Annotated in this window: 11 protein-coding genes; 7 read left to right on the forward strand and 4 right to left on the reverse strand. The window is 67.0% G+C overall.

Annotated elements, in window-relative coordinates; all coding sequences use genetic code 11:
- Positions 1-66: 66 nt before the first annotated feature.
- Complete coding sequence (locus E1263_RS28645; RefSeq protein ID WP_132172907.1) at positions 67-678, reverse strand: TetR/AcrR family transcriptional regulator; 612 nt, start codon at positions 676-678, stop codon at positions 67-69.
- 102 nt (positions 679-780) lie between these two features.
- On the opposite strand from E1263_RS28645, the gene E1263_RS28650 reads away from it, so the two are divergent.
- Both E1263_RS28650 and E1263_RS28655 read left to right on the forward strand, forming a co-directional pair.
- A complete protein-coding gene (locus E1263_RS28650; RefSeq protein WP_132172909.1) occupies positions 781-1,983 on the forward strand; it encodes a TerC family protein in 1,203 nt (400 codons plus the stop codon).
- Positions 1,984-2,127: 144 nt separating this feature from the next.
- On the forward strand, positions 2,128-2,334 hold the full coding sequence (locus E1263_RS28655) for a hypothetical protein (RefSeq protein ID WP_132172911.1): 207 nt from the start codon (positions 2,128-2,130) through the stop codon (positions 2,332-2,334).
- Positions 2,335-2,355: 21 nt separating this feature from the next.
- Here the strand turns inward: E1263_RS28655 and E1263_RS28660 are convergent, their stop codons facing one another.
- The gene (locus tag E1263_RS28660) at positions 2,356-2,925 is read right to left on the reverse strand and encodes a hypothetical protein (protein WP_132172913.1); all 570 of its coding nucleotides are present in this window, start codon (positions 2,923-2,925) and stop codon (positions 2,356-2,358) included.
- Between the two features lie 165 nt (positions 2,926-3,090).
- Here E1263_RS28660 and E1263_RS28665 point away from each other — a divergent pair, with 165 nt between their 5' ends.
- Positions 3,091-3,918, forward strand: a complete 828-nt coding sequence (locus E1263_RS28665) for a TrmH family RNA methyltransferase (RefSeq protein WP_238161612.1) — start codon at positions 3,091-3,093, stop codon at positions 3,916-3,918.
- 10 nt (positions 3,919-3,928) lie between these two features.
- Positions 3,929-4,297, forward strand: a complete 369-nt coding sequence (locus E1263_RS28670) for a VOC family protein (protein ID WP_132172917.1) — start codon at positions 3,929-3,931, stop codon at positions 4,295-4,297.
- On the opposite strand, the gene E1263_RS28675 is transcribed toward E1263_RS28670, so the two are convergent.
- Positions 4,294-5,088: a class I SAM-dependent methyltransferase gene (locus E1263_RS28675; protein ID WP_132172919.1), complete on the reverse strand. Its 795-nt coding sequence runs from the start codon at positions 5,086-5,088 to the stop codon at positions 4,294-4,296. The two genes, E1263_RS28670 and E1263_RS28675, sit on opposite strands and share 4 nt — an antisense overlap.
- A gap of 124 nt (positions 5,089-5,212) precedes the next feature.
- Between E1263_RS28675 and E1263_RS28680 the strand changes: the two genes are divergently transcribed.
- From E1263_RS28680 to E1263_RS28690, 3 genes are all read left to right on the forward strand, one after another.
- Complete coding sequence (locus E1263_RS28680; RefSeq protein ID WP_132172921.1) at positions 5,213-6,034, forward strand: alpha/beta hydrolase family protein; 822 nt, start codon at positions 5,213-5,215, stop codon at positions 6,032-6,034.
- Between the two features lie 63 nt (positions 6,035-6,097).
- Positions 6,098-6,418 carry a putative quinol monooxygenase gene (locus E1263_RS28685; RefSeq protein WP_132172923.1) on the forward strand — a complete coding sequence of 107 codons (321 nt, stop codon included), beginning with the start codon at positions 6,098-6,100 and terminating at the stop codon, positions 6,416-6,418.
- Positions 6,415-7,167 (forward strand): isocitrate lyase/PEP mutase family protein, encoded by a 753-nt coding sequence (locus tag E1263_RS28690; RefSeq protein WP_132172924.1) that lies wholly within the window; start codon positions 6,415-6,417, stop codon positions 7,165-7,167. Before E1263_RS28685 ends, E1263_RS28690 begins: the two co-directional genes overlap by 4 nt.
- Here the strand turns inward: E1263_RS28690 and E1263_RS28695 are convergent.
- Complete coding sequence (locus E1263_RS28695; protein ID WP_132172926.1) at positions 7,149-8,420, reverse strand: bifunctional transcriptional activator/DNA repair enzyme AdaA; 1,272 nt, start codon at positions 8,418-8,420, stop codon at positions 7,149-7,151. The two genes, E1263_RS28690 and E1263_RS28695, sit on opposite strands and share 19 nt — an antisense overlap.
- Positions 8,421-8,624: the final 204 nt, after the last annotated feature.

The following is an 8,624-nucleotide window of genomic DNA, read 5'->3' on the forward strand; positions in this document are numbered from 1 at the left end:
GGGTGGTCCTTTCTGGGCAGGACTCAGCACCCCGGCTGCTTGCCAGGGGTTTGTGCTTGTGTTGGTTTAGGAGGGTTCGGGCAGGCCGGCGGTGATCCCGTCCAGAACCTCGTGGAACAGGTCGAAGATCGGCCGCGGCGGATCCGCTCGCAGCCATTCGCGATTCGCCGTCAGCTGCGCGGCGCTCAGTACTTCGGCAACCAATCGTGGGTAGACGCCGGTCGCGCCGGTCCGCTCGGCGACGATGCCGGCCAGCTCCTCGGTGACCGCGAACTGCGCGGCTGCCATCGCGCCTTTCAGTGCGGGCTCGGCGATCATCAGCCGAGCACCTTCCAGCCACGACTCGTCGGGAAGCTGCCGGCCGGCCGCACCGACATTGCCGTCGAGCTCGAAGCCTGCGTTGACCGCGATCCGGATCGCGTCCCACAGCGGCTCGTCGGCCGGACGCTCCCGGAGCGCGGCATTGACCGCATGACCGCGTTCGACATGGCGGGTCGCGATCGCGTCGGCCTTACTGGCGAAGTAGTTGCGGAAGGTGCGCAGCGAAACGCCCGCCTCGGCGGCAATGTCCTCGATCCGGACGTTGTCGTAACCACGCTCGACGGTCAGCCGGACCGCCGCCCAACTGAGCGCGATCCGGGTCTCCCGCTTCTTCCGCTCCCGTAACCCTTCGGTCATGGCATCGACTCTACACAAGTTTGCCTTTTCGGCAAAGATGCCTTTTAGGCAATTTCTTGGAAGGTGCGGTGTCCGCGGACACCGGCGTGGTTGGCTGGCCCCATGACGCTGGTCTGGGTGTTGACCCTGCTCGGGATCCTCGGGTTACTGCTGTTCGACTACTTCTTCCACGTCCGGTCGGCGCACGTACCGACCATCCGGGAGGCGGCGGTCTGGTCCGCCCTGTACGTCGGCATCGCGCTGCTGTTCGGAGTCGGGACCCTCATCTTCGGCGGCTCGGCGATGGGGTCGGAGTACTTCGCCGGTTACGTCACCGAGAAGGCGCTGTCGGTCGACAACCTGTTCGTCTTCCTGATCATCATGACCAGCTTCCGGGTTCCCCGGGAGAACCAGCAGAAGGTGCTCCTGGTCGGCATCGTGGTCTCGCTGATCGCCCGGGCCGGATTCATCTTCCTCGGCTCGGCACTGCTGAACTCGTTCTCCTGGGTCTTCTACCTGTTCGGCATCGTGCTGCTGCTGACGGCGGGCAACATGCTCAAGCCGGAGACCGAGGAATCCCACCAGGCGCAGAACAACGTCGTACGGATCGCGCGGCGGTTGTTCCGGACCAGCCCCGAGTTCGACGACGACAAGCTGTTCACGCAGCTCGACGGCAAGCGGGTGATGACGCCGATGCTGCTGGTGATGGTGGCGATCGGCGGCACCGACCTGATGTTCGCGCTGGACTCGATCCCGGCGATCTTCGGTCTGACCCAGAACGTCTTCGTCGTCTTCACCGCGACCGCATTCAGTCTGCTCGGGCTGCGGCAGCTGTACTTCCTGCTCGACGGTCTGCTGGACCGGCTGATCTACCTGTCCTTCGGGCTGGCGATGATCCTCGCCTTCATCGGCGCCAAGCTGATCCTGCACGCCCTGCACGAGAACAACCTCGCCTTCATCAACGGTGGCGAGCACATCGAGGTCGTCGAGATCAGCACCGGTCTGTCGCTGGTGGTGATCCTGGTCGTGCTGGTGCTGACGATCCTCGCGTCGCTGTTCAGCACGCGCGGGCGCACCCAGACCGCGATGGCGCACATTCGGCGCGACGCGACGGCGTACCTGGACTCCGAGTACACCGACGACCCCGGCGAGCGCGAGCGCATCTTCCTGCGCCTGCTGCGCGCCCGCGACCACATCGTCGCCCTCGGCCCCAAAGCCCGCCAGCAGGTCAAGAACGAGCCGGAATTGCTGGCCCTCTGCCATCAGGTCGCCGAGACCCACGCAACTCTCCACGAAGGCCACACGAAGGGCTACATCCAGCCGTAGGCGAGGCGGAAGCCGTCACCTTGGGGGCCCCTGGATTGCCCGGCGTGGACTGTGACATTCCTGGACACTACCCGCCGAACGATGCAACGTTCCCTTGTGGCCGCGAACGGTCGGATGACTCGGCGGACCGATAGCATCGCCGCCATGCACTACACGCCCATGGGTCGCCGCACCATCGTCTGGTCCACCGTGATCGGCGTGATCTTCACCGGCATCGGCCTCGTGCTGCGGCCGGTGAACATCGACATCGCGGTGGGTGCGTTCCTGCTCGCTTTCGGGGGCTTCGTCCTGGCCGGCTACGGCCTGCTCGAGCGCCTCGTCTCGCGCATTCCGAGCCGCTCGAAGCGCTAGCCCCAAGCGAGTCCCGCCGCGTCAGCAGGTGCTTGGCCGCGGGTGCTCTTTCAGCACCAATGTCGTGGCGTCGAAGGCCGATCGGTTGCAGCCGTCGGGGGTCATCACCTCGACGGAACGCGCATCGACGAACCGGAACTTCGGAACGACGGTTCCGCTGTCGCGGCCGTTGGGGCTGCCTCCGTCGTCGTACCAGACGACGGTTTCCTGCGACAGAAGACCGCGGTCACGCCGCAGGCGCACCTCGGATCCGATGACGCCCCTCACGCGCACGAGTTCGTAGCGGCCGTCCGGTGACGCCACCCGGTCTCGATCCGGCCCCCGCGGCGACAGTTCGGCGGACAGCCACGCCGTACCCCCGGCGAACACCACTCCCACCGAGCCGAGCACGATCGCGGCGATCGTGACGGCACGGCGTCGCCAGACAAGGACTGCCACGGTGGCGGCGGACGCTGCCGCCAGGCCGGTCGACGCGGCGGCCAGGAACCCCGCGTACCGAAGGTTGAATGGGTCCCACCAGGTCAGCACGCACGCCGGTACGAGGATCGCAACGGCCACCGCCGGCACCACGATCACCCGTCTACGGGACACGAATCACTCCTCCATGCGGCAGTCTGCGAGGATCCTCCGCGCAGCGCCAACGGTAGTCAGCGATCGGGTCGCGGTTCGGAGTGCCAAGTTTCCCTTGCGGCCGATCCGGTCCGCAGACCTTCGGGCGTACGTCCTGTTCTTCGGAGGGTCGCCTAGGGTGAGCTGATGCAGCGGATCTCGACGCGGAATGCCCGGTTCCAGGTGTGGCAGTCGTATTTGGGGAATCGGAACAAGCGACAGCGGGCCGGTGAGTTCCTGGTGCACGGGGTGCGACCGATTTCGCTTGCGGTCGATCACGGGTGGGTGATCCGCGCGGTGATCCATGACGCGGCTCGACCGCTGTCGTCCTGGGCGCGCGATCTTTTGACCCGGTTGCCTGGTGCCGAGCGGATTGCGATGGAGCCGGCGTTGCTGGCTGAGCTCGGCGAGAAGGACGAGCCCGAGCTGATCGCGGTCGTGGCGATGCCGGCCGACGACCTCGACCGGATCTCGGTCGGGCCGGACTTCCTCGGCGTCGTTTTCGATCGGCCGACCGGGCCTGGCAACATCGGGTCGATCATTCGGTCCGCCGACGCCTTCGGCGCATCCGGGGTGATCGTCACCGGGCATGCCGCCGACATCTACGACCCGAAGGCGGTTCGCGCGACCACGGGCTCGCTGTTCGCCGTACCGGCGGTTCGGGCTCCGTCGCATCGCGAGGTCATTGATTGGGTACGACGGAGCGACGTACCGGTAGTGGTTGCCGGGACCGACGAATCAGGCACGGTCGACGTGTTCGACTTCGACTTCACGCAGCCTGCATTGCTGCTGATCGGCAACGAGACCAGCGGTTTGAGCTCGGCCTGGAAGGAAGCGGCGGACGTGCTGGTGCGGATCCCGATCACCGGCGCGGCCAGTTCGCTCAACGCGGCCAACGCGGCGACCGCCGTACTGTATGAGGTTTCCCGCCAGCGTTCCCATTCCTTCAAGACCGGTACGACGCCGCCCGCCTAACGTCGGTGGCATGCAACCACAACCCATGATCGCCGTGCGCGATGTCGAGAAGAGCAGCGCCTGGTACTGCGAGGTGCTGGGAGCACGCAGCGCGCACGGCGGAGCAGAATACGAGCGGATCGCGGTTGGCGACGTACTGATCCTGCAGCTGCACCGACTGGACATCTCGCACCATCACGGGACGTTCGGTGATCCCGCGCAGCCGTTGGGGAACGGGGTTGCGCTGTGGTTCGAGACCGATGATCTGCCGGCCGCTCGGGTGCGCGCTGAGCATGCGGTGATCCAGACCGACGTCCACCACAATCCGAATGCTGGGCATGACGAACTGTGGCTGCGCGATCCCGACAACTATCTGGTGGTGCTCGCTTCCCAGGGCTAGGCGACGGCGAGGATTTCGCCATGCAGGATGGAGATCCAGCCATCCGGCCGCACGGCCCAGTCGCGCCAGGCCTTGGAGATTCCTTCCAGCGTCGGCTCCGGTACGCCGGACGCCCGCGCCTGCTCGGCCATTGCCGACTGGAGGATGCGGTCGGCCCACATTCCGCCCCAGAACGCGCGGCCGTCGGGGTCGGCGAAGGTCCAGTTGCTCGCGGTGGAGTCGACCTTCTCGAACCCGGCCTCTAGCGCCCAGGACAGCAGTTGGCGACCCGCGTCCGGCTCACCGCCGTTGGCGCGCGCCATCCGCTGGTAGAGCTCCATCCACTCATCCAGCTCGGGAAGCTGCGGATACCAGGCGAAGGCGCGGTAGTCCGAGTCGCGAGCGGCGACGATCCCACCGGGTTTGCAGACGCGGCGCATCTCGCGGAGCGCCTGGACGGGATTCGCGACGTGCTGCAGGACCTGGTGTGCATGCACGACGTCGTACGAGTCGTCGGGGAGGTCGAGGGCGTGAACGTCACCGACGACGAAGTCGACCTCGATGTCCAGGTTGGCGAAGGTCTCTTGGGTGATCGCGAGAGCCTTGTCGGTCGCCTCGAGGGCGGTCGTCCGGCCGGGCTCGACCAGGCGGGCGAGGTCGGCGGTGATGGTGCCCGGGCCGGCGCCGATGTCGAGCAGCGACATCCCGGGGCGCAGATGCGGGAGGAGATAGCCGGCCGAATTCTCCGCGGTGCGCCAACTGTGTGAGCGCAGTACCGACTCGTGGTGGCCGTGCGTGTACACGTTATTCATCCCAGGCTCCCTTGCCTTCGGCGACACGCTTCACCGTAGTACAAGATCTTGCTGAATGAGACATATCGTCTCGCATAGCGATATGCACTAGTTGCCTGGAGCAAATGCTTCTATCCCTGATGACATGGTCGATCTCTCGTACGACGACGCGCTGCCGCTGAACCCGGAGATCGACGTACTGGGTGAGCGCGACGGCGTGGTCGTGGCCCGGTGCCGCTACGACAACGCCGAGGGGCCTCCGGTCGAGGGCTATCTCGCCTTTCCATCCGGCGCACTGCTCGCCGGCGACGACCTGGCCGGAGTGGTCTACCAGCACTCGACCGGCGGGCGGGAGGGGTTCCTGCCGGAGGCGATCCAGGTCGCCGAGGCGGGCGGAATCGGGCTGTCGCTGCCGATCGCGGACACCGGCGACGCGGTCCGCAACATCCGCGAATCGATCTTCGCGATCCGCCGCGGGGCCGACCTGCTCACGTCGTACGGCGTGGAGCGGTTGGGCTGTGTCGGGCACTCGATGGGCGCAATGATGGCCGGCACCGTGAGCGGGATCGATCGGCGATTCCAGTGCTTCGTCTTCGACTCGGGGCTGTCCGGGATGAGCATTCATTTCCGCGAGACGCCGTACCCGGAAATCGCGCGGATGCGGGAGTCGATGACGCCTGCCGAGTACGAGCCGTTGCTGGCGTTGATGGAGCCGTACGACTGCGGGCGCTTTGTCGGGTCGGCGGCGCCGGCTGCGCTGCTGTTCCAGTCGGCGTGGTTCGATCCGAATGTGAGCCGGGAGAACTGCGAGGCGTTCTTCGCGGCAGGGAGCGAGCCGAAGGAATTCCGGTGGTACGACACCGGGCATGTGATCAACGAGGTGGCGGCCTATCGCGACCGGGCACGCTTCCTGGCGGAGTGGCTGAACCTGCCGCGACTACCGGATAGGTTGCGCGCTCGCACCTAGGTTCTTGTCCGGATTTGGCCAGACTGCAGTGGGGTCTGCAGGCGAATCTTGAGGGGTTCAGAGATGACCCTTCACGAGGAGTTCTTCATGTTGGCCAAGGTTTTCCCCATTCAGCTCAAGCCCGGCAACCAGGCTGTTGCCGAGGAGATCGTCCGGGAGTTCGCGCCGCTCGGCCCGGGCGTTGAGGAGGGCACGCTGTCGTTCCGCGTCTACCGGCACCCGGCGAACCCGGACTACCTGCTGTTCGTCGAGCACTTCGCGAACCAGGAGGCGTACGACGCACACACCGGATCAGCGGCGTACCAGGAACTGGTCGCGGGCCGGTTCGCCGACCTGATCGTCGAGTTCGTCGAGCACGACCACGAACTGCTGGTCAGCCTGTGACCACTCAGGCCGAGCAGGCCCAGCGGCTGCGCACACTCCACACGCAGCCGCCGCTGGTCCTGCCGAACGCGTGGGACGCCGGATCGGCTCGCGCCATCGAATCCGCCGGCGCGTCCGCCATCGCCACCACGAGCGCGGGGGTCGCCTGGTCTTTGGGTGTTGCCGATGGTGGAGGCCTGTCCTTGTCTGCCGCGGTCGGGGCGCTTCGGGCGATCGTCGCTGCGGTCTCGGTGCCGGTCACGGTCGACATCGAGGCCGGGTACGGCGACGTGGCCGCGACCGTGACCGCGGTGCTCGAGGCGGGCGCCGTCGGCATCAACCTCGAGGACAGCACCGGCGGGGTCCTGGATTCAGCAGCCGTCCATGCTTCGCGAATCCGGACCGCGCGCGCCGCAGCGGTTGCCTTCGGCATCGACCTCGTCATCAACGCGCGCGTGGACACGTACATGTTCGGCGACGGCGACAGGGCTGACACGATCGAACGCGCCCACCTGTACGCCGACGCCGGGGCGGACGTCCTGTTCGTCCCAGCCGTGGTCGACGCTCCGACCATTCGTTCGCTGGCCGCGGATTCGCCGCGACCACTGAACGTCATGGCCGGCCCCGGCGCACCATCGGTCCCCGAACTCGTCGAGCTCGGCGTCACCCGGATCAGCCTCGGCCCAGCCATCACCGCCCGCGCCTACGCGCTCGCCACGGCCGCCGCCACCGAACTGCTCACCACCGGCACCTACGACGCACTGGCATAAACAGCAGCCAGCGATCTCCAGGGGCTGAGATGTTCCGCATCGCCATCGAGCGGCCAAGCATCTCGGCCCCCAAGCCGCATCACCACCAACTGCGCCGCCTTCCGGCTCACCCCCGGCACCTGCTCCAACACCCGCGCTAACTCCTCCGGCCGACCACAGTCCAGCACAATGTTGCCCTCAGCAACCTCTCGCGCCAGCGCCGCCACCGGCTCCACCCCGGTCAACGCCTCCGGCCCCGGAAACAAATGCGTCAACCCGTAACCCAGCCCCGGCACCGCGACTCCATGAACCTCCACGATCTTCCGCAACACGTCATCCGCTTCAGCAGATGGAAGTGAGTTCCGGACAACTGCTTGCACAGCCACCTCGAAGGGCCCCCAGGCGCCCGGCACCTGGAGCCCCGGGCGCGCCGCCAGCAGCGGACCGATCTGCGGATCACCGCCGAGGAACTGCCGTGCGGTGGTCAGATCCTTCTCCAGACCGACCAAGCACGCAGCCCGGTCGACCACGTGGATGACGCCCTCCCAGAACGGTAGATGGGCCTGCAACAACAGGTGGTCCGGCCCGCCCGGACCAATCTCCAGCAACCCCGGCTCACCATCGAGCGTGATCGTGCGCCGATACACGCCGCCCTCCACCGACTCCACGCCTGGGATCGCGTTCGCTGCGAGGAAGGCGATCATCGCCTCCCAGTCATACGGCGCGGTGTACGGCAAGCGCAGTACAAGTCCTCCGTCAGCAGTCAACCGATCGGTCTTGCGGCGGCGGTCCCGCAGCTCCTTCGGCGCGGCCCGGAAGATCTCCCGCATCGCCCGGTTGAACTGCCGCAGACTCCCGAACCCCGACGCGAACGCCACCTCCGCGATCCCCAGCTCCGAGTCATCCAGCAACCGCCGCGCAAAATGCGCCCGCCGCGACCGCGCGAACTGATCCGGCGTCACCCCAAGATGCTCATGGAACATCCGCCGCAGATGCCGCGCCGACACCCCGATCCGCGCCGCCAGCACCTCTTCCCCCGCCGCATCCATCACCCCCGCGATGATCAGCTGGACCGCCCGGCACACCAGCTCCGGCGCCTCATCCGCCACCGTCCCCGCCACCCGATAAGGCCGGCACCGCAAACACGCCCGGAACCCAGCCGCCTCCGCCGCAGCCGCCAACTCGAACGTCTGCACGTTCTCCGCCAACGGCTTCGCCCCACACCCCGGCCGGCAATAGATCCCAGTCGTCCGCACCGCCGAATAAGTCGTCATCCCCAGTCCCATGCCCTCCCACTCATGCCCCCGACGCTAACCACACCCACCGACAGTTTCGGCGCTCCGCCGGCCGCCGTCGTACCGACAGGACGTATGCGTCCACCTACATCCCCGCTCCCGCGGCGACGACCCGAGCAAACGCGGTAGTGGGCGTATATGTCCTGTCGTTGCGCGGATTTGGGTGGCGGTCGGGGCGGGAGG

Origin of the sequence: Kribbella antibiotica (assembly GCF_004349055.1) — a bacterium.
Classification (GTDB): Bacteria; Actinomycetota; Actinomycetes; order Propionibacteriales; family Kribbellaceae; genus Kribbella; species Kribbella antibiotica.

Bases quoted from the DNA above. Each gene is read 5' to 3' on its own strand.
- E1263_RS28645 (WP_132172907.1), bottom strand. From the start codon at position 678: ATGACCGAAGGGTTACGGGAGCGGAAGAAGCGGGAGACCCGGATCGCG.
- E1263_RS28685 (WP_132172923.1), top strand. From the start codon at position 6,098: ATGACCCTTCACGAGGAGTTCTTCATGTTGGCCAAGGTTTTCCCCATT.
- E1263_RS28655 (WP_132172911.1), top strand. From the start codon at position 2,128: ATGCACTACACGCCCATGGGTCGCCGCACCATCGTCTGGTCCACCGTG.
- E1263_RS28675 (WP_132172919.1), bottom strand. From the start codon at position 5,088: ATGAATAACGTGTACACGCACGGCCACCACGAGTCGGTACTGCGCTCA.
- E1263_RS28680 (WP_132172921.1), top strand. From the start codon at position 5,213: ATGGTCGATCTCTCGTACGACGACGCGCTGCCGCTGAACCCGGAGATC.
- E1263_RS28695 (WP_132172926.1), bottom strand. From the start codon at position 8,420: ATGACGACTTATTCGGCGGTGCGGACGACTGGGATCTATTGCCGGCCG.
- E1263_RS28670 (WP_132172917.1), top strand. From the start codon at position 3,929: ATGCAACCACAACCCATGATCGCCGTGCGCGATGTCGAGAAGAGCAGC.
- E1263_RS28665 (WP_238161612.1), top strand. From the start codon at position 3,091: ATGCAGCGGATCTCGACGCGGAATGCCCGGTTCCAGGTGTGGCAGTCG.
- E1263_RS28650 (WP_132172909.1), top strand. From the start codon at position 781: ATGACGCTGGTCTGGGTGTTGACCCTGCTCGGGATCCTCGGGTTACTG.